Genomic DNA, 18,698 nt, shown 5'->3' with positions numbered 1-18,698 from the left:
TCGCTGGTGATGTCGGCGTGGACGTACTCGGTCTCAGCCAGCGCACGGTCGCCTCGCCGAGCCCGGACGCCCCGCCGTTACCACTGCGGATGATCCGTACAACTCCATTGAGCTCCTACGTGCGCAACCTGGGTTCAAGCCTAACTAAGTGCGATAACTTCGACTATTACCGAGCTCGCTGTCCGGGTGCAACGGGCGGCGTGACTCAGAGTGCGACGGCTTTCTGTTCGGTGAACACGGCGAGCCCCGCGGCGCCGTACTCTCGGCCGATGCCGCTTGCCTTGTAGCCGCCGAACGGAGCCTCGAAACCGCGGGACGCGCCGTTCACGCTAAACGTGCCGGTGCGGATCCGCCGGGAAACCGCGAGGCCGTGCTCGCGATCCGAGGTCCACACGCCGCCGCTGAGCCCGTAGTCCGAGTCGTTGGCGATCTTCACTGCGTCGTCTTCGTGGTCGTAGGGGATGGCGGCGAGGACTGGGCCGAAAATCTCTTCGCGGGCGATGCGCATCGAGTTGTCGACGTCGGCGAACAGGGTCGGCTGCACGTAGTAGCCCTTGCTTAGCGCCGGTGTGTTCGGCGCTTCGGTGCCTCCGACCACGATGCGAGCACCCTCCGCGGCGCCGATGCCGATGTAGTCGCGGACCCGCCGCTGCTGATCGGCTCGCACCATCGGGCCGATGAAAGTCGCTGGATCGCGCGGGTCGCCGACGGGCAGGGTCGAGACCATCTCGGCAAGCGCGTCGACGAACTCGTCGTAGCGCGAGCGGGGAAGCACGATGCGCGTGTGGGCCACGCAGGCCTCGCCGTTGTTGGCCAGTGACGCGAACTTCAGGCCGTTCACGGTCTGCGCGAGGTCGGCGTCGGGCAGGACGATCGAGGCGGACTTCCCGCCCAGTTCCAGGCTGACCCGCTTCAGCTGCTCGCCCGCCACCGAGGCGATGCGCCGTCCGGCAGCCGTCGACCCGGTGAACGCGACCTTGTCCACTCCGGCGTGCGACACCAGGTACTCGCTGACCTCGCGGCCGGCCGGCAGCACGCTGAAGACGCCCTCCGGCAACCCGGCTTCGGTCAGCAGATCGCCCAGGACCATGCCGTCCAACGCGGTTTCCGGGGCCGATTTCAGGATGACGCTGTTCCCGGCCAGGAGCGCGGGCACGATCTTCGCGAGCGCGGACTGGTGCGGCGCGTTCCACGGGATGATCGCGGCGACCACTCCGATCGCTTCTCGGCGCAGCACGAGGTCGGTCGCCTCGGACAAGGCCCGGCGTTCCTCCCAGCCGAACTGCTCCGCGGCGCGGAGGTAGGAGCCGGTCTGATCGGTCAGGGACCGTTGCAGCATCGAGGTGAACCAGCTCGGCGACCCGTTCTCGTCGGTGATCAGGCCCGAGAACTCGTCTGCCCGCGCGTGGTGCAGTTCGTCGAAGCGGCGGATGACCTCCTGTCGGTCCGCCGGGCTCCGATCCGCCCAGCTGCCGGAGTCGAACGCGGCGCGTGCGGATGCCACCGCGCGGTCGATGTCTCCTCGAGTCGCCTCCGGAACCGTGCCGACCAGGCGTCTGTCGTGCGGGGAGCGCACCTCGATCAGCGCCGATCCGGCCGGGCGCTGCCAGCGGCCGCCGATGAACAAATGCTGGTAGTCCGGCATCTCGCCGCCTCCGTGCTTGATAACAGAATGTCGTACTGTTAAGTTAACACAACGACGTTGCACTAACAAGAGAGATGCGTTCTGTTAACTTGGGCCGGACGAGGGAGGAGGGGAGACCGTGGTCGTCGAGAACGGTTCCCGCGATGTCGGGCAGCCCGCCGCACCGGACTTCCGCCGGGCGCGGCGGCCCGAGCAGCGGGACCAGCGCCGCAGGGCGATCCTGGCTGTGGCGGAGGAGCTGCTCGCCGAGCGAGCGATCGCCGAGATCACGCTGCGCGAAATCGCTTGCCGTGTGGGTCTCGCCTCGTCGAACGTGCTGCGCTACTTCGAATCCCGAGAAGCGATCTTCCTTGAGCTTTTCGACGCTGCCTACGGCGACTGGCTTGCGGCGTTGCGGTCCGCTGTCGCCGAGCTCCCCGGCGGTAGAGACGGTGCCGCCGCGGCGTCCCGGGTGGCTGAGCTGTGGGCGGGCTCATTGGCTGCACGCCCCGCTCTGTGCGAGATGTGGAGCTGTCTCGCCGCCGTGCTGGAGCGGAACGTGTCGGCCGAATTGGTGATGCGATTCAAGCTGCGGATCGTCGAGCGGCACACGGCGCTCGCCGAACTGATCGCCGCCGCTGTGCCGGGTCTCGCGAAGACCGAGGCGCTCGAGGTCGCGTCGCTGGCGTCGACGTTCGTCGCGGGTCTTTGGCCTTTGGCGAACCCGGGGCCGGCGGTCGTCGAGGCGAGCGCGCATCTTCCGGCGGCTGCGGTGCACGTCGACTTCGCCGGGCGGATGGAGCGTTTGCTGGTCCTGCTCATGGCTGGGGAGCGCGCGATCGGCCGTTGCCCCGGACGCTCATAGCCATCCTCGTTAATACTCCAGCTGTAGTTCGTGATCGGGTGCTGGTTGTTGGTGTCGCTGCTGGTAGTGGCTTTGGCGGGAGCGGTGTTGGTGTCGTCGGCGCCAGGCGGACCAGGCCAGGATGTCGATGATCTTGCGTGCTGGTTGCAGGATGAGCTGGGCGTAGAGGTGCCTGATCTCGTTGCGTGTCAACGGGATCAGGTCCTCGGCCGACGGTGTGCTGCGAGCCTGAGCCGCGGCGATGGCGAGGAAGGCGTGCGCGAACATGACCAGGGTGGTCCAGCGGTACCAGGAGGTCCAAGTGCGGACCTGGTGTTCGTCGAGGCCGGTGAGTTCTTTGCCGGTCTGGAAGGTCTCCTCGATCGTCCAGCGCCGCCCGGCGACGCGCGCGAGGTCGGCCAGCGCGACCCGGCGGGGGCTGTAGCAGCGGTAGAACGCCGTTTCCCCGGTCCGCCGGTTACGGCGCATCAAGATCCAGTGGTATCCGGTCTTGCCTGCCGGATGCAGCCGCAGCCGGGCCCACAGGTAGTAACGGCGGCCTTTCGCGCCGGCCCCGGCGGAGAGCTTCTGCCAGGCCCGCTTCGGCAGCGCGGCGGCGCGCTCGTCGGCCCGCACGCTCTCCTCGCCCGGACCGGGAACGCGGTGGTCGCAGGCCACGGCCAGCACATAGGCCTGTTCGCGGGCCTCGAGCGGATCGCGCAGGCCGGCGGCGTCTTTGCCGTAGGCCTCGTCCCCGGTCACCCACCCCACCCGGACTCCCGCCTCCAGCGCACGAGCGATCATCGCCAAGGCCAGCCGGGATTTCGTGGTGAACAGGGTCTGCGCGGGCACTCCGGCCCGGTCCCGCCGGGCCTGGTCCTCTGCCCAGCTTTCGGGCAGGTAGAGCTCGCGGTCGATGAACGTGTGCCCGGCCGGGGTGGAATACACCAGGAACACCGACATCTGCGAGTTCTCGATCCGTCCCGCGGTGCCGGTGTATTGCCGCTGCACCCCGACCGACTCGACGCCCTTCTTCAGGTCACCGGTCTCGTCGATGACCAGCATCGCGTCCTCGACACCCAGGTGCTCGACCACGACCTCGCGCAGGTCGTCGCGGACCCCGTCCGCGTCCCATGTCGCGCGCGAGAGCAGGTTCTGCATCCCGTCCGGGGTCCGGTCTCCGACCTGCTCAGCAATGGTCCAGCAGTTCACCCGCGCCAGCCCGGACAACAGACCCTGCACGAACCGCCCGGCCCGCCGACGCGACTCCACCCGCACGAACCGCCGCCCGATCCGCACGAACATCTCACCCAGCAACGACTGCCATCGCGCAGGGTCTACGCTGGCAGCCGCGGCCGCCACATGATCTTGAGTTGTCCTCACAAACACCATGATCACGTGGCGGCCGCACCCGTCTCACACGACCCCTCCAGCAAGATCACGAACTACAGCTGGAGTATTAACTAAGAGAAAGCTGGCCGCGCAGGAGTGAATGCGCGGTAACGGTCAAGTAAGTACGGCTGCCCCGTCTCTCGAATGCTCATCGTTGACCTGGTTGTCCAGTTCGGCATGGGTTTCGAGGTCCGCGGTTTTGCGGACGGTCGCGACGACCTTCCATCCGGCCTTGGCGAAATGGTCCACGGCGATGCGACCGAAGCCGCTCGAAGTACCAGTGATGACGACAGTCCGCGCGGTCACGAAGTTCCTTGTCTCAGCCGGGGCAGCCTCGCGCCAGCCGGTCAGCGCGATGTCTTCGCAGGGGCTTCCGGACGCGCTCGGTACGGGCGACGGCGACATCGTCGAGCGGGCACCCGTTGACCTTAGTGCAACACGGTTGCACTAGTTTCGCAACTGTGTTGCACTATCGTGTGCACATGGCGACACCGCAGTTCGAACGCGCGCGTTCCCAGAAGGCCAAACAGGTCCGCGAAGAGGCAATCCTGCGTTCGGCGCGGACTCAGGCTCTTGACCGCGGTGTCCGGGAAGTCACCCTCACTGACGTCGCTGCGGGCGTCGGGATGCACAAGTCGACGATGTTGCGGTACTTCGAGACTCGCGAAGAGATCTTCCTTCGGCTCGCCAAGTCTGAGTGGGCCGACTGGGCCGGGCAGGTGACGGCCGAGCTGGACGCGATCGACTGCGCCGGTGCTGCCCGCGACGAACGAGTCGCGATTGTGCTCGCGTCGAGTCTGGTGGAGCGGCCTCTGTTTTGCGACCTCCTCGCGCACGTGCCGCTCAATCTCGAGCGGGGCGTGTCGATGGCGGTGGCCAAGGATTTCAAGATCGCAGCCATCGATGCGGCGGGAACCGTCGCAGCAGCACTCCGGCGTATCGTCGGTGTCAGTTCGGAACAGGCGTGGGACGCAGTCGCCGCGGCGACGTCGATGGCTGGCGCAATGTGGCAGATGGCCGCGCCTGGAACCCAGCTGCGCGAGCTTTACGAGACTGATCCCGAACTCGCGCACGCGGTCGTTGACGTCGGCCCCCGGCTTACTGCAATTCTGCGAGCCCTGTTCCGCGGGTATGCGAACGGATAGTCGGCTCTTAGTACTGCAACGCGGTCCGCTATGGCTGTGACGGATGACGAGAGGACGCGGCCGTGAACCAGACACTGGCGCGGCGGGCGGAGGTGGATCGCCGCCGCGAAAGCTACGTCGGACCCTGGTTGCCCGAGCCGGTCCTGACGGCGACCGGCGATGCCGCCGATGCGATCGAGCGCAGGAGACGCTGTCCACGGCCGTGCTCGTCGTCGTCCTGGAAACCCTGAGTCCGCTGGAGCGCGCGGCCTTCGTGCTGCTCGAGGTGTTCGGCTTCGCCCACACCGAAATAGGTGAGATTCTCGGCCGTTCCCCGGCCGCGGTACGGCAGCTGGCCACCCGTGCGCGTCGTCACCTCCACACACGCCAACCCCGGCATCAGGTCGACCCCGGCCTGCACGCCGAGGTCACCGAACGGTTCGCGGCCGCCGTGCTCGGTGGCGATCTGCCCGCCCTGCTGGAAATACTGGCCCCGGACGGCACGCTGTGGAGCGACAGCGGCGGCCTGGGCCCGGCGGTGAGCCTGCGTCCCGTGCACGGTCGCGACGCCGTGGCCGCGGTGTTCACCACGGTCATGGTCGAACGCCCGGCCGCCGGATTGGAGATCCGCTACCGGTGGGTGGCGGGCGATCCGTGCGCCTTGGTGTTCTCCGGAGTCAGCCCGGTCAGCGCGGTCGTGCTGGAGCCGACCCAAGACGGTGACCGGATCGCGGGCATCTGCTCGACCACCAACCTGGACAAGCTGTCCGGCCTCCGCTGAGTTCGCGGCGCGCCCATACCCTCAGGTCGTCCACTTCGCCCCCGCTCGACTGGACGCCGCCACCGGCGGGAACCGTCGAACTGGTGCGGATCGTGCAAGATCCGGACGTTCCGCTGCGGAAGCCCGCCACGCATGCGCTCGCACGGGGTCTCGACCGTGCGCTGGGCGGGATTCCGGAGAACGGCCGCGCACGACTGGAAGGATGCTACGAAGTCTGTTGACGCGGGACAGCCGGGCCGCGTAACACTCGCCGCGCGTACAACGAGCGCAGGCGTTGTTTGGAGAACTTACCCGTCGCGGTTTTCGGTATCTCGTCGAGGAAGAACACCTGGTCCGGCAACCACCAGGAGGCGACGCGCCGGCGTAGGTGCTCGCGGACGGCGTCCGCGGTGAGCGTGGCACCGGGCACGGGCACCACGCAGGCCACCGGGCGTTCGCCCCACTTCGGATCGGCGACTCCGATGATCGCGGCCTCGGCCACCCCGGGATGTGCCATGATCGCGTTTTCCAGCTCCACCGACGAAATCCATTCGCCGCCCGATTTCACCAGATCCTTGGTGCGGTCCACGATGCGCACGTAGCCGTAACGGTCCACTGTGGCCACATCGCCGGTGCGCAGCCAGCCGTCCTCGGTGAAGGCGTCCGGAGCGGCGCTCGCGCCGAAATATCCCGCCGCGACGGTGGGGCCGCTGGCTTGCAGCTCACCGGGGGTGCGGCCGTCCCACGGTGCCTCGTGTCCGTCGTCGCCGACGATGCGCACCTCCGTCAGCGGAATCGCCGGGCCAGGCGTGGCGAGGAGTTCTCGTCGTTGTTCGGGGGTGTACTCATCGTGCGCGGTAGCGATCCGGGAGCTGCTCACCACCGGGCTGGTTTCGGTCATGCCCCATGCGTTGGTCAGCGGCACGTCGATGGCCTTCTCATACGCGATGGTCAGCGCCTCGTCCACCGCGCCGCCACCGGAGACGATCTGGCGCACGGCGGAAAAGTCGTGCCGCTCCAGCAAAGGCAGCAGGCCACGCCAGACCGTGGCGACCGCCGCCGCGAAGGTGACCCGGTGGCCCGCCAGCATGCCGGCCAGTTCCGGCGAGCTCATCGCCGGACCAGGCAGTACGAGGTCCGACCCGCACAGCATCGCGGCATAGGGCAAACCCCAGGCGTTGACGTGGAACATCGGCACGATCGGCATGACCACGTCCCGTTCGCTGATGCCGAAGGTGTCGACCATCAGCAGCAGGCTGGCGTGCATCACCACCGAACGGTGGCTGTAGAGCACGCCTTTGGGATTGCCGGTGGTGCCGGAGGTGTAGCACAGCGCGGCCGCGGTGTTCTCGTCCTCGACACTGAAATCCCGGCCGCTGTCCCCGGCGCGGGCGAGCAGTTCCTCGTAGTCGACGATGCGGGGATCGTCCGGGATTTCGGCGTCGCCGCCGTCGTCCATCACCACTACGGCGCGCACAGTGCCGAAGGTGTCCGCCAGCGGCCAGACGACCGGGAGGATGGACCGGTCGACGAAGAGCACCTCGTCGGCGGCGTCGTTGACGATGTAAGTGATCTGCTCCCCGAACAGCCGGTGGTTGATCGTGTGCAGCACCCGTCCCGTGCAGGGCACCGCGAGATACAACTCGACATGGCGATGGCTGTTCCATGCGAACGTGCCGACGCGGGCGTCGCCTGAGACGCCGAGCTTCTCGAGCCCGGCGGCCAGGCGACGCGCCCGTGCGCACACCTCAGCCCAGGTCATCGTCATCTCTCCGCCGACGCGGCCGGACACCACGGTCTTGTGTCCGAAGTAGCGCTCCACCCGCCGGAAGACGTGCGGCAGGGACAGCGGGCGATCTTGCATCAAACCGAGCATTCGCGGTGTGCTTTCTCTCCGGAGGAAACGACGGTCAACGGGCGCAGACGAAACTCGACGCGCTGTTCGGGTCCCCGGCGCGATACCGGGGCCATTCCGGATACGCGCACAGCGGGCGAGTGCGGTTGTGGTTCGCGTCGGCCACGACCGGGTTCGACGGCGACTGTCCTTTTTCGACCCAGTTCTCCAGTGCGGTGAGCGAGTCCCAGCTCGCGGCGAACGCCGGCGTGCCGAAGTTCGCGTGGTTCGCCCCTGGCACCACGTAATACCGCAGTGACGCATCGGTCTCCTGCGCGCCGACGATGGTGCGCACCCGGGTGTAGTAGTCGTTCGTCGAACGAGGGGAGACCAGTTCGTCCGCGGCACCGTGCAGCAGGACCAGCTTGCCGCCTGCCCGGAAGAACGGGCGAAGGTCGGCGTTGTTGCGATCCTCGATCGTGGACAGGTAACTGATCCGGCTGAGCCATTCACCGGGATTCCGGGGATCGACCGCCAGCGAGTTGTAGTTCGGGTCCCTGGTCAGGAAATACTTGACCCATTGGTCCCAGTACTGCAGTCCGTAGCCGCTGGTCTGCGGCATCGGATTCGCAGGCGCGGTGGTGCCGAAGCCGAGGAACGGTGTCCGCATGTCCGACCCGGAAAGGAACGGGAAGCCCGGATACTGGGTTTCCCCGCTGGCCACCGGGTATGGCCACCGGAACGGCGAGGACATGGCGGTCACCGCGGCGATCTGCGCGTCGGACAGACAACCCGGGCCGGTGTCGGCGCCGTCCGGACAGCGCAACACCCGCGGGTCGAAATGACAGGCGTCGGGGTTCGAGACCACGTTGTCCTTGACCCCGTCCAGTCCGTCGCAGGCGCTGATGACGCTGTTGTACAGCAGCGTTTGCTTGTCCGGACCGGGAAAAGCGTCCGGCTGGGAAAGGATCTGCGCGAGGTAGCCGAGGTCCAGTATTTCCGCGAGGTTGTTCCACGCCGGATAGGCGGAGATCACGCCGTTGAAGGCGGTCGGCCACCGTTGCGCGACGTCGAGGGCTTCCCGGCCGCCGGTCGAGCCGCCCGCAAAGTAGACCTCGTCCGGTTGCTCCTGGTAAGCGTTGCGGAGCAGGAACAGGCTCGCATCGCGCGTTTTCTTGAGCGCGTCGCCGGCGGCGAAATTGGTCAACGCCTCGTCGTTCATGCCGAAAGAGCCGTCCAGCGACGGCAGCGCGGTCGGACTCTGCTCGTGACCGGAGTCGCTCGCGAACGTCGCGTATCCGCGGGCTAGCGGCGCAGGCTCGTTCGTCGGCCCGAACGGGACGTTTTCCGTCACATCGGGAATGGAGCCGTCGTAGCCGCCTCCGCCGAACATCATCGCCCTGCGGTTCCAGCCGTACGGAAGCGCGACCCGCATCTTGATGGCGGGCGCGGTGTGGTCGACCGGGAAGATGTCGGCGTCGACCTGGCAGTACTGGACGATCTTGCCGCTGACCACACTGGTCATGACAGCAGTCGAGGTGACCTGGCCGCCGCTGGTGGGCAGGCTCATCACCGAGGCGGGGATCTTCATCTGATCGAGCCCGGCGCATCCGGGCGCCGTGGTCGCGCCGGCGGGGGCGGTGGTGAGGATTCCGGCCGCGGGCAACAGAACGATCGCTGTCGCCGCGGTGATTCGTCGAGCCGTTTTTCTGCGCACGCTGGTCTCTCCTTCGAGTCGTGCGAGTACCGGGAGTGCCGGGAGCGGGCTAGTCAGTAGAGCTGGGTGCCGGGAACGACGTTCGGGTCCTGGCGAACGGAGGCCGGATTCGTCTCGGGCAGGAACCACGCGCTGGCGAAGGTGATCAGCCCCATCAGCAGGATGAAACCCGCGACGGGCATCGTGCTGCCGGTGCCCGCGATGAGCGCGGTCATCAGGAACGGCGTGCCGCCGCTGACGATGATCGCGGACAGCTGGTAGGCCAGAGACGCGCCGGAATAGCGGACGGCGGGCGCGAAAAGCTCGCCGAGGAAGCTCGCGATCGGGCCGTAGGTGAGGCACTGGAACACGAAACCCACGACCACCGCGACGAAGATCAGCGGCAGTGACCCGGTGCCCACCAGTCCGAAGTACGGGAACGCCCACGCGGCGACGCCGAGGCCGCCGATCAGGATCAGCGGACGCCGCCCCACCTTGTCGGAGATGTGGCCCGACCACGGGATGACCGCCACCATCGCGACCGAGGCGCCGAGCACCACTGCGAGCAGCGGGTTGCGCGGGAGTCCGAGAGAACTGGTGCCATAGCTCAAAAGACCGGAGATGCTGACGTAGAAAAGGCTGTTGGTCGCCGACAGCAGCCCGCAGCCGAGCAGGATCGTGCCCCACTTGTCGCGGACCACCTGCGCGAGCGGGGCCCGGACCACCGCGGTCCGCTGCTGGGCCGCTTCCCGTTGCAGCTCACGGAATTCCGGCGTGTCCTCCACCTTGGCCTGGATGTAGATGACCACGCCGAACATCAGGATGCTGACCAGGAACGGGATTCGCCAGCCCCAGCTGAGGAAGGCGGAGTTCGGCATCAGCCCGCTGGCGACCACGAAGATCAGATTGGAGATGATCACCGCGACCGGAACGCTGGTCTGGCCGAAGGTTCCGGCGAAACCGCGTCGTTTGGCGCCGGTGGACTCGGTGAGCAGCAGGACGATGCCACCCCACTGCCCACCGGTGGCGAGTCCCTGGATGAACCGCAGGACGACCAGGAGTGTCGGCGCCAGCGCGCCGACGGCGGCCGCGCTCGGCAGACAGCCGATCAGGAAGGTCGAGGCCCCCATGACGGCCAGGCAGGCGACCACCACCGGTTTCCGGCCGTATTTGTCACCGAGGTGCCCCGCGAGCACCCCGCCGACCGGGCGTGCCACGAACCCTGCCCAGAACGTGCTGAACGCCAGCAGCGTCCCGGTCAGCGCCGAGGAGTGCGGGAAGAAGACCTTGGGGAAGACCAAGGCGGCCGCGGTGCCGTAGAGGAAGAAGTCGTACCACTCGATGGAGCTTCCGATCAGTCCCGCGGCCATCAGCCTGCGGAACGCTCGCTTCCGGATCATAGGCTGGCCGCCGCTGAGCTGGCCGGATTGTCCTTCTGGCTGGGCGAGCTGGGCTGCCATACATGCCGCCTTCGCTGGTAGCACGGGAAATTGTGATGGCGGTCATGTTATGTCGGCGCTAGTGTGTGTCTGAGGTATGCATCATCCACATTTGGCCGTGATTCGGTGGAAGATTCCACCATGTCGACGCAGGAGGGATGGCAGAGTGGCCATCGGCCCGGGCGACGAGGCGCGGTCGCAGACGCGCCGGCAACGTGAACTGGCGTCCCTGTATGCCACCGCGAAATCACTCACCGCGCTGGGCAGCCTGGACGAGGTGCTGCGGTCGATCGTCCATCACGCGCACGATCTGATCGGCACCGACTTCACCTACCTCTCGCTGGTCGGCCCGGACGGCAGGCTGTCGGCGAGGGCGACAGAGGGCACCATTTCCGAGGCTTTCCTCGCGGCCTCGATCCCGTCCACCGTCGGGCTCGGCGGCAAGGTGCTCGCCACCCGGAGTCCGCATTGGGTGCGCAACTACTCCGCCGCGACGCTGATCGACCACGATCCCAACTTCGACCGGATAGCCGGCCCGGAGAAGCTGGTCGCGTTGCTCGGGGTGCCGCTGGTGATCCGCGACGAAGCGGTGGGCGCGCTGTTCGCGGCGGACCGTTCCGAGCGGTCCTTCCACGCTGACGAGATCGCGTTGCTCAGTGCCTTCGCCGATCACGCCGCGGTCGCCATCGACAACGCGCGTCTCTACGAGGCGAGCCGGAATGCCTTGCGGGAACTGCAAACCGCGTACCGGAAGATCGAAGAACACATGGCGGTGATGGAGCGCGCGCAGGCGGTCCACGAAGCGCTGACCGGTGCGGTGCTCGAAGGCGGGACCCCGGAGGACGTCGCGCAACTGCTGGCCGACCACCTCGGCGGCAGCGTCACGGTTCTCGACCAGACTTGCGTCGCGGTGGCCCGGACCGACTCGGCGTCCAGTCCGTGCCGGACTCGCCCGGCGAGCGACGAGGCGATTGAGACAGCTCGTCGTTCGGGCCGCTGCACGACCTCGATCGACGACGACGGGGTCGCCTCCAGCGTGACTTCGATCCGGGCGGGCGACAGTTATCTGGGCGCACTGGCGTGGAGCCGCCACGGTGCTCCGGACGATATGGACCTGCGCACGCTGGAACGAGCCACGCACATTCTGGGCTTGCTGATCCTCAAGGAGCGGGCGGTCGCCGAGGCCAGCGAACGGTTGAGCGGCGAGCTGCTGACCGAGCTGATGGTGGGCAGCCCCGGGATCAGCCCCGCCCAGCGGGCCAGGGCCCGGGCCCGCAACATCGACGTGGACAGCCTGGATCTGGTCGTCGTCGCGGAGTCACCGGCATTGTCGTCCACCGACCTTTCGCGTCAGCTGCACGACATCGCGCGGGAGTGCGCGGGCCTGGCCGGCGAACATCTCGGCAGAGCGACGATGATCCTGCCCAGCGGCGGCGAAACCGGCGAGAAGACCGTTGAGGAGGTCCATCGCAAGCTGCGCCGCAGGCTGGGCGGGCCGGTCACGGTGGTTGGTGAGCAGGCGGTCGACCACGACTGGTCGCGCGTCTTCTCGCTGGCCAGCCGTTGTGGTGCGGTGATGAGGGCGCTCGGGCACACCGATCTCGGTGCCACCACCGGCCGGTATGCCTTGTACGCGATGGTGTTCGACGCCGAACGGGCCGGTGAGCTCGACCGTTTCATCGCCGGCACCGTCGGTCCGCTGCTGGACCACGACCAGCGGCGCGGCACCAGATTGGTCGACACTGTCAGCGCCTACTACCTGCACCGCGCGAACGTCGCGGCCACGGCCCGGGCCCTGCACGTGCACGTCAACACGTTGCTCAAGAGACTGGACCGCGCGAGCAGCGTTCTCGGCTTCGACTGGCGCCAGGAACACGATCTGGAACTGCAACTCGGACTGCGGCTGCACCAACTCCGCGCGAGCACCCCGCATTGAGCCCATCGCGGACCGGGGTCAGACGATGGCCACCGGGTCGAGCATCGATCCGGTCGCGCCGTCGACCTTGACCGGCAGTGCCACGAACAGGAACTCGTAACGTGGTCGCGGGCCAGCTGTTCGAGGTAGATCGACTGGCAGCGGTAGATCGCGTTCTCGAGCAGCCGTCGCGCGGAGCTGGTGTCCGGCCCGGCCGTGGCGTGCTCGGCGAGCGTTTCGGGGTCGGCAACCCGCTGAGGCAACCGGTCCTGACGAGCACGATCTCGCCCGGCCGCACGGGGTGCTCTGGTGGCGCGATCGCCCGTGGCTCCTCCCGCGGCCACCGGGTCGGACTTCGGCAGCGCGTCGACCCCGGGGTAGGCGAGGACATCGAGCAGGGCCCCGCGTGATGAACGGCGGGAGTCTGGACGCGTCGCCGTGGCGGGGTTCTCCGTCGTCGAGGTGCTCACGCGCGTTTCCGCCACCGTACCAGTGGTCGTCGTCGCCGATCGTCATATGCGCCAAGGCATCCACAGGTGCCCGCAGCGCGAGGTCGCGCTCAACCAGCTCGGCCACGTAGCCGAGGTCGACGTCGTTGCGGAGAAAAACGCATGAGTGTCCTTACGTTGGTTTTCAAGCATGACGACGTCGCGCCGAATGCGGCACTGATGAAGAACTGAAAGGAATCGACGACGTCCCGGTGATTCGTCGACGGGACGCGAATCAGGAAAAGTCCATTAAGGAATATTCGTCGATAGCGTTGCGGTGCAACGTGTTCAGGAGCAAGCGGGTGCGGATCGGCGTTCCGCGAGGCGGACCCTGCCCGGATGATCGCCGGTGGGGGCGGCTCGGGCTGGTCCCGGACCCGGCGACCGGCCGGCGGCGGGTCGTGCAGGGGCTGATCTTCACCGCGGTCTACTCGCGGCACATGTTCGTCTATCCGACGCTGCGGCAGACCCTCGACGAGGTCGTCGCCGGGTTCGAGGCCGCGTGGCTGTTCTTCGGCGGCGTGTTCGCGATTGTGGTGCCGGACAACCTGAAGACGATCGTGGATCAGGCCGACGCGGTCGATCCGCGCTTGAACGACGCGTTCCGCGAGTACGCCCAGTACCGCGGGTTCGCGGTCGACCCGGCGAGGGTCCGGCATCCGCGGGACAAGCCACTTGTCGAGCGGTTAGTATGCCCGATCGAATTTCTTTGCCGGAGAAGAATTCCGCGACATCGACGACTGCCGTGAACGTGCGGTCGCCTGGTGCGCCGAGGTCGCCGGGACACGCATCCACGGCACCACCCAGCAGCGGCCAGGTGAAGTATTCGAGGCCGAGGAACGTCCGGTGTTGCTGCCGGTGCCGGTCGGCGGGTTCGTGATCCCGTCCTGCACGCGGCTGAAAGTAGCGCCGGATCTGCACATCGAGGTCGCTCCGGCTCTCTGCTCTGGCCCGGGTGACCTTGTCGGGCAACGGATCCTGGCCCGCGCCTGCGGCACGACGGTCAAGCTCTACCGGCACGGCCAGTTGGTCAAAGTGCATCCGCATCAGCAGCCCGGGCGGCGGCGGACCGACCCGGCGGACCTGCCCGGCGAGGTGACCGCCTACGCCATGCGAGGCCTCGACGCGTTGCACCGCCGCGCCGCAGCGCACGGTGAGAACATCGCCGCCTACGCCACCGCCCTGCTGGAAAATCCGTTGCCCTGGACCAAAATGCGGCAGGTTTATCGACTGCTCGGTCTGGTCCGCCGGCACGGAGCCGACGCGGTCGACGAAGCCTGCGGGCGCGCCCTGGAGGCCGAGGCGATCAACGTCGGCCCGATCGACCGCATGCTTACCCGCGGCCTCGACGGCCAGCCCGTCACAGCGCCAGCGGTTCCGCTGGGCAATGCGAGCCGTTTTGGCCGTGACAGCAAGGACCTCACCGTCAGGAGGCCCTCATGAGCTCAGCCAGCCGCGCCGCCACGGCCCGGAACACGACCGCCAAACCCATCGAGGTCACTGCGGAACTCAAGGCACTGCTGCGGCGCCTGAAGCTCGGCCGGTTGCTCGACACCCTGCCCGAACGTCTCGCGCTGGCCCGCGGCGAACACCTGCCGCATCACGACTTCCTCGAGATGCTGCTCGCCGACGAGGTCGCCCGCCGCGATCGCCAGTCAGCGCTGGTCCGCGCGAAGACCGCGCACCTGGAACCGGGGAAGCACCTGGACGTCTGGGACGAGTCGACGAAGGTGACCTACGACCGGCAACTGTGGGCCGAGCTGACTTCGCTGCGGTTCCTCGCCGACTCCTGCAACGTCCTCGTCATGGGGCCGGTCGGGGTCGCACCGGGCCGAGCTGTTCATCCTCGACGACCTTGCCCCGCATCCGCTGGATGCGTTGCAGACCAACGACTTCTACCAGCTGATCGTGGAACGTCACCGGGAAGCCTCCACCATCATCACCTCCAACCGGGAACCGCCCGAGATCCTCGCCATGACGGCCGACCCGCTGCTGGCCCAGTCCGCGATCGACCCGTTCCAGTCCGCCGCGTTCGAGCTCGTCATCGAAGTCGAGAGCTAACGGCAACGACAGAAGCCCACCATCGCCACCCTCCCCGACCGGGACGACGACAGCCAGAGTTGGCCTTTTCCACCTCCTGGACCACCATCAACACACGGCCCGCGACCGTCGGCCCGAGATAGTCCCTGACTCGTGGAAAACGGCGGTCCCATACTCGTGGCAGGCGACAGGGTTCGCGCCGGTTGAGAGCTTCGGAGGGCGACGAATTATCGTCGGCATCGGACGTCGAGGATCACCTGGCTACGCCAGCCTCTCCGTGACGCGGATCGTCTTCGGGCCAGCGAGTTCCTGCGTGCAAACACCTGCTAGGTGCCGCGTCCTGCCGGGCGGTCGTCGCCGGATGCGGGAGGACCGCGTCGGTGAGATCTGGAGACCGTCCGGGCGCACTGTGTAGTACGTACGGATCGCTTCGCTCGTCGGGCACGCGTGGGATGCGGATCATGGTGCCTTGCTGTGGTCGGTCCGGTGATTGGTTGTCGTGGTCATGACGCCTAGGCGTTCGACTGCGAGGTAGGGGTTCAGCAGCGGGTGTCGGCTGCCGACGGAGACGTCGCGCCAGAGGCGCTGCAGTGCGTTGGTGGTGCGGAAGCCGGACGCGCCGTGCAGATCGAGCATGAGGTCCACGGCGGCGCGGCAGTCGCGGGCGGCGTCGGCGAGATCGGCGGCGGCTCGGGTCGCCGCGGCGTCGCCGACCGCGGTGTCCCCCGAGATGGCAGTCGCCACCGCAAGCATCGTCCTCTCGGCTCGATGGGTGAGCCGGTCTGCCTCAGCGAGCCAGTGTCGTGCGCCGTCGGAGTCGGCCATCCGGCTGTAGTTCGACATGAACGGCGTGCGGTCGGAGGCGAACATGTTCCCGATCACGTCGAGTGCGCCGAGCGTCGCGCCGACTACCGGAGCGAGGACCGTGAGTCCGCTGGCGAGTTGATCAGCCCGCGCGGGCGCCTGTCCGGACACGACCCAACGGGCCGGTAGGACGACGTCGTCGGCGACCGCAGTGTGGCTCCCGGTCCCGCGCATGCCCGCCATTTCCCAGGTCTGCTCGATCCTCAACCGGTCCAGCGGGAGAAAGGCCCAGCTGTAGATGCCGTCCGCCATCACTGCGACCGAGGCCCAGTCGGCGTCCTCGCAACCGGAGATGTTGGCCCACCGGCCGTTGATGTGGACGTTGTCGCCGACTCGGGTTGCCGTACCGCTGGGGACGCCCGAGCCGCAGGCCAAGGCATCAGGGTTGCTGAATGCCTCCTCGGGCGCATCCTCGCCGAAGTTCTTCGCGAAAAGACTCTTCGTAGTCGCACAGGTGCCGGCGACCCACGCGGCGGACGGGCATGAGCGTCCGAGCGCCGTGAGGCGCTCGGCAACCTCGAGCGGGGTGGCATCTGCGCCGCTAGGGCGCGGTGTCCGCAGTGCGAAGGCGCCAGTGCGCCGGAGCGCATCGATGCTTACGGGGGTGAGGCGATTGCGCTTCTCAGTCTCTTCAGCCGACGCGCGGAGTGCAGCGGCGAACTCTTCGGAGACACCGGAGGGAGATGCCATTCTTGGTCCTTCCTGGCATGAGGGCGTCGTCCTGCCGTGTGAGCAGCCGTGGCGAAGGGACCGGGGCGGAGTTGATTCCAGCGCGCGATCCCGTCGAGCGGTGTCGGCGAACGACCGATACTTACTAGTACGTCTACCTTAGCGTAGTCGACAGCGGTTCCCGCCACAAAAGCGAGTTCTGTGGGCAGACTCGCTGTGGGCTGTCGGTCCGTCCGTGAGCCGGACCCCCGGTGATTTGATCGTGTTCGGCCCGACGGGAATAGGTCGGGCGAAGGTTGCTGACACGAGCCCTAGACAAGTGGGCGCGATGTGCTCCCGGAACGCGATCACGCGACGTTGGGCGGGTGAGCCCATGCCGATAGGCATCGCGATCGGTTGTTCCGACGCGCGGCTGGTCGGTCCCATGCTGGAAGCCGGGTATCCGGTGGTGCCGGTCAAGCCGAACGCGATCAAGGTATGGCGGGACGCCCGAAGTCCTCTCCGGCTCCAAGGGCGAGCCCGGCGGCGCCGTGGTGATCGGCGACTGCCTGCAGGTCCGTACCCGCCGGCTGCGTCCGGCCGCCCCCGTGCTCCGGATACGCCGCCGCATTGGGCGCTCTTGTGCGCACAAGCGGCGAGCTGGGGAGGCCCATATGGCGGCGTTCAATCAGCTCTGCGGGTCGCTCGACGCGCACTGACCCGATGTAAAGACGATCGTCGCCAACATCGCGTCGGCGCTACAAGGGTTACTGGTACGTCTACATGAGGACGTGAGGCTGCAGCCCGGACTCCCGCAAGTAGCTTATGCTCCCAGGTTGACGGAGCGGGACCGGCAGCCGGAGCTGGCGGACCGGAGGAGAACATGAACGACAACAAGCTGGCCAGCGATGCCGGATCGCGGGATGCATCGCCGGCAGCTCGGGGGGCCGCGACGCGAGGCAGATCCGGAGCTGCGACGCGGGCGCGCATCCTCGAGGTCGCTAGCGAGTTGTTCTATGCCGACGGGGTCCGTGCGACAAGCGCGGACCGCATCATCGAGCAGGTCGGGATCACCAAGGTGACGTTCTATCGTCACTTCCGCACCAAGAGTGTGCTCGTGGTGGCCTATCTTGAGGAACAGGCAGCCGCTGAACGGGCCTGGATGGAGGGAGTGCGTCGCAAGGACGACCCGGTCGGCTCACTGCGCGCATTGGCCACCGATATCGGGGCGGTGAGCTGCAAGCCCGGCTTTCGGGGGTGTGCGTTCATTAACGCAGCAGCGGAGTTCTCCGATCCCGACGATCCGGTCAGAAGCGCCGTGGATGCACACCGGTGCTGGATGCTCGCCGAGTTCGCCGACATCGCCGCGGATGCCGGGATCAAGGACTCGCAGATGGTCGCCAGACAGTTGATGATCCTGCGCGACGGAGCGATGGTGAACGGCTATCTCGGCGATCCGGCGACCCTTGGTGCGTCGTTGGCCGCCGCCTTCACCTCAGTTGTCGCGCCACCCGCCGCCCCGGAGCGCTGAACCCGGCTCGGGCCAGCGATCACGCTCGGTGCGTACTCGCTGCTGGATGACGGACGGGCTCATGCGGACGGCACCCGGCTAGGCAGCATTGTGCGGCAGGGTGGTGACCGATGATGGTCGCTGCCTCCGGCGTCAGCCGGCGATCTGCGCGCCGTCGGCGAGGTCCGTGGAGCGGGTCAGCTTGGCTCACTGGGCGCTCTCGTCGTCCACCGCCTTGCGCCCATTCGCGAGAAGCGCTGCGCGTCGGAGCCCAACAGGAGATGGGCCAGGGGTTCAGGTTAGAGATGACCTTGAGCACCGCCTTGGCCGCCTTCGCGGGACCGCCGAGCTGGTTGCCGTGGGCGGCTTCGCGGCTAGCTCGGACGGGGCCTTGCGTATCTGGCAGGCTCGGCAAGCCGGATCAGCGATCCCTTTGCGGGGACCCCGCATTCCAGCGTGCGACCGCGTTCGTCAGCTTACAGCTCTGTGCATGATCCGCGGCTCGCTCCGCCGGTCGGTT

Annotated in this window: 18 protein-coding genes and 1 pseudogene; 11 read left to right on the top strand and 8 right to left on the bottom strand. The window is 67.5% G+C overall.

Going from position 1 to position 18,698, the window contains the following annotated elements:
* Window positions 1–205: 205 nt before the first annotated feature.
* Window positions 206–1,645 carry an aldehyde dehydrogenase gene (locus tag ATK30_RS00930; RefSeq protein WP_101433823.1) on the bottom strand — a complete coding sequence of 480 codons (1,440 nt, stop codon included), beginning with the start codon at window positions 1,643–1,645 and terminating at the stop codon, window positions 206–208.
* 118 nt (window positions 1,646–1,763) lie between these two features.
* Between ATK30_RS00930 and ATK30_RS00925 the strand changes: the two genes are divergently transcribed.
* Window positions 1,764–2,489, top strand: coding sequence for a TetR/AcrR family transcriptional regulator (locus ATK30_RS00925; protein WP_101433822.1), 726 nt, complete (start codon window positions 1,764–1,766; stop codon window positions 2,487–2,489).
* A gap of 9 nt (window positions 2,490–2,498) precedes the next feature.
* Here ATK30_RS00925 and ATK30_RS00920 read toward each other — a convergent pair whose 3' ends face one another.
* Window positions 2,499–3,773, bottom strand: a complete 1,275-nt coding sequence (locus ATK30_RS00920; protein ID WP_101433821.1) for an IS701 family transposase — start codon at window positions 3,771–3,773, stop codon at window positions 2,499–2,501.
* A 201-nt stretch (window positions 3,774–3,974) separates the two neighbouring features.
* Window positions 3,975–4,166, bottom strand: coding sequence for an SDR family NAD(P)-dependent oxidoreductase (locus ATK30_RS00915; protein WP_208637218.1), 192 nt, complete (start codon window positions 4,164–4,166; stop codon window positions 3,975–3,977).
* A 176-nt stretch (window positions 4,167–4,342) separates the two neighbouring features.
* Here ATK30_RS00915 and ATK30_RS00910 point away from each other — a divergent pair, with 176 nt between their 5' ends.
* The 3 genes from ATK30_RS00910 to ATK30_RS47210 all read left to right on the top strand — a co-directional run bounded on the left by ATK30_RS00910 (window position 4,343) and on the right by ATK30_RS47210 (window position 5,986).
* Window positions 4,343–5,005 carry a TetR/AcrR family transcriptional regulator gene (locus ATK30_RS00910; protein WP_101433819.1) on the top strand — a complete coding sequence of 221 codons (663 nt, stop codon included), beginning with the start codon at window positions 4,343–4,345 and terminating at the stop codon, window positions 5,003–5,005.
* A 202-nt stretch (window positions 5,006–5,207) separates the two neighbouring features.
* Complete coding sequence (locus tag ATK30_RS00905) at window positions 5,208–5,765, top strand: sigma factor-like helix-turn-helix DNA-binding protein (RefSeq protein WP_208637217.1); 558 nt, start codon at window positions 5,208–5,210, stop codon at window positions 5,763–5,765.
* Window positions 5,723–5,986: a hypothetical protein gene (locus ATK30_RS47210; RefSeq protein WP_101433818.1), complete on the top strand. Its 264-nt coding sequence runs from the start codon at window positions 5,723–5,725 to the stop codon at window positions 5,984–5,986. Before ATK30_RS00905 ends, ATK30_RS47210 begins: the two co-directional genes overlap by 43 nt.
* Here ATK30_RS47210 and ATK30_RS00895 read toward each other — a convergent pair.
* The 3 genes from ATK30_RS00895 to ATK30_RS00885 all read right to left on the bottom strand — a co-directional run bounded on the left by ATK30_RS00895 (window position 5,971) and on the right by ATK30_RS00885 (window position 10,674).
* On the bottom strand, window positions 5,971–7,608 hold the full coding sequence (locus tag ATK30_RS00895) for a long-chain fatty acid--CoA ligase (protein WP_244194456.1): 1,638 nt from the start codon (window positions 7,606–7,608) through the stop codon (window positions 5,971–5,973). The two genes, ATK30_RS47210 and ATK30_RS00895, sit on opposite strands and share 16 nt — an antisense overlap.
* Before the next feature lie 46 nt (window positions 7,609–7,654).
* The gene (locus ATK30_RS00890) at window positions 7,655–9,148 is read right to left on the bottom strand and encodes a tannase/feruloyl esterase family alpha/beta hydrolase (RefSeq protein WP_463672398.1); all 1,494 of its coding nucleotides are present in this window, start codon (window positions 9,146–9,148) and stop codon (window positions 7,655–7,657) included.
* A gap of 200 nt (window positions 9,149–9,348) precedes the next feature.
* On the bottom strand, window positions 9,349–10,674 hold the full coding sequence (locus ATK30_RS00885; RefSeq protein ID WP_244194455.1) for an MFS transporter: 1,326 nt from the start codon (window positions 10,672–10,674) through the stop codon (window positions 9,349–9,351).
* Between the two features lie 205 nt (window positions 10,675–10,879).
* Here ATK30_RS00885 and ATK30_RS00880 point away from each other — a divergent pair, with 205 nt between their 5' ends.
* From ATK30_RS00880 to ATK30_RS00865, 4 genes are all read left to right on the top strand, one after another.
* Window positions 10,880–12,649, top strand: a complete 1,770-nt coding sequence (locus ATK30_RS00880; protein ID WP_244194454.1) for a helix-turn-helix domain-containing protein — start codon at window positions 10,880–10,882, stop codon at window positions 12,647–12,649.
* Between the two features lie 417 nt (window positions 12,650–13,066).
* On the top strand, window positions 13,067–13,243 hold the full coding sequence (locus ATK30_RS44940; RefSeq protein ID WP_158242423.1) for a hypothetical protein: 177 nt from the start codon (window positions 13,067–13,069) through the stop codon (window positions 13,241–13,243).
* 175 nt (window positions 13,244–13,418) lie between these two features.
* Window positions 13,419–13,865, top strand: a complete 447-nt coding sequence (locus ATK30_RS00870; RefSeq protein WP_143271329.1) for a DDE-type integrase/transposase/recombinase — start codon at window positions 13,419–13,421, stop codon at window positions 13,863–13,865.
* A 97-nt stretch (window positions 13,866–13,962) separates the two neighbouring features.
* Window positions 13,963–14,559 (top strand): hypothetical protein, encoded by a 597-nt coding sequence (locus tag ATK30_RS00865; protein WP_101433811.1) that lies wholly within the window; start codon window positions 13,963–13,965, stop codon window positions 14,557–14,559.
* Window positions 14,560–14,561: 2 nt separating this feature from the next.
* Here ATK30_RS00865 and ATK30_RS45520 read toward each other — a convergent pair whose 3' ends face one another.
* Complete coding sequence (locus ATK30_RS45520) at window positions 14,562–14,717, bottom strand: hypothetical protein (RefSeq protein WP_208637216.1); 156 nt, start codon at window positions 14,715–14,717, stop codon at window positions 14,562–14,564.
* Between ATK30_RS45520 and ATK30_RS47205 the strand changes: the two are divergent.
* Window positions 14,661–14,879, top strand: a pseudogene (locus ATK30_RS47205) (ATP-binding protein); the annotation flags it as partial. The gene ATK30_RS45520 and the pseudogene ATK30_RS47205 sit on opposite strands and share 57 nt — an antisense overlap.
* Window positions 14,880–14,994: 115 nt before the next feature.
* Window positions 14,995–15,177 carry a hypothetical protein gene (locus ATK30_RS46790; RefSeq protein WP_279629975.1) on the top strand — a complete coding sequence of 61 codons (183 nt, stop codon included), beginning with the start codon at window positions 14,995–14,997 and terminating at the stop codon, window positions 15,175–15,177.
* A 438-nt stretch (window positions 15,178–15,615) separates the two neighbouring features.
* On the opposite strand, the gene ATK30_RS00855 is transcribed toward ATK30_RS46790, so the two are convergent.
* Window positions 15,616–16,710, bottom strand: coding sequence for an acyl-CoA dehydrogenase family protein (locus ATK30_RS00855; RefSeq protein ID WP_101433810.1), 1,095 nt, complete (start codon window positions 16,708–16,710; stop codon window positions 15,616–15,618).
* 841 nt (window positions 16,711–17,551) lie between these two features.
* On the opposite strand from ATK30_RS00855, the gene ATK30_RS00850 reads away from it, so the two are divergent.
* Window positions 17,552–18,199: a TetR/AcrR family transcriptional regulator gene (locus tag ATK30_RS00850; protein ID WP_101433809.1), complete on the top strand. Its 648-nt coding sequence runs from the start codon at window positions 17,552–17,554 to the stop codon at window positions 18,197–18,199.
* Window positions 18,200–18,698: the final 499 nt, after the last annotated feature.

The organism is Amycolatopsis echigonensis (genome assembly GCF_002846615.1).
GTDB lineage: Bacteria > Actinomycetota > Actinomycetes > Mycobacteriales > Pseudonocardiaceae > Amycolatopsis > Amycolatopsis echigonensis.
The sequence above is the reverse complement of the archived record's forward strand: the minus strand, read 5'-3'. Positions and strand labels throughout refer to the sequence as shown.

What these genes read in the sequence shown, in the direction of transcription:
- ATK30_RS00930 (WP_101433823.1), bottom strand. Translation starts at nt 1,645, where the DNA reads ATGCCGGACTACCAGCATTTGTTCATCGGCGGCCGCTGGCAGCGCCCG.
- ATK30_RS00920 (WP_101433821.1), bottom strand. Translation starts at nt 3,773, where the DNA reads ATGTTCGTGCGGATCGGGCGGCGGTTCGTGCGGGTGGAGTCGCGTCGG.
- ATK30_RS00910 (WP_101433819.1), top strand. Translation starts at nt 4,343, where the DNA reads ATGGCGACACCGCAGTTCGAACGCGCGCGTTCCCAGAAGGCCAAACAG.
- ATK30_RS00895 (WP_244194456.1), bottom strand. Translation starts at nt 7,608, where the DNA reads ATGCAAGATCGCCCGCTGTCCCTGCCGCACGTCTTCCGGCGGGTGGAG.
- ATK30_RS00890 (WP_463672398.1), bottom strand. Translation starts at nt 9,148, where the DNA reads ATGAGCCTGCCCACCAGCGGCGGCCAGGTCACCTCGACTGCTGTCATG.
- ATK30_RS00885 (WP_244194455.1), bottom strand. Translation starts at nt 10,674, where the DNA reads ATGATCCGGAAGCGAGCGTTCCGCAGGCTGATGGCCGCGGGACTGATC.
- ATK30_RS45520 (WP_208637216.1), bottom strand. Translation starts at nt 14,717, where the DNA reads ATGCGGCAGGTGTTCGCCGCGGGCCAGCGCGAGACGTTCGGGCAGGGT.
- ATK30_RS00855 (WP_101433810.1), bottom strand. Translation starts at nt 16,710, where the DNA reads ATGGCATCTCCCTCCGGTGTCTCCGAAGAGTTCGCCGCTGCACTCCGC.
- ATK30_RS00850 (WP_101433809.1), top strand. Translation starts at nt 17,552, where the DNA reads ATGAACGACAACAAGCTGGCCAGCGATGCCGGATCGCGGGATGCATCG.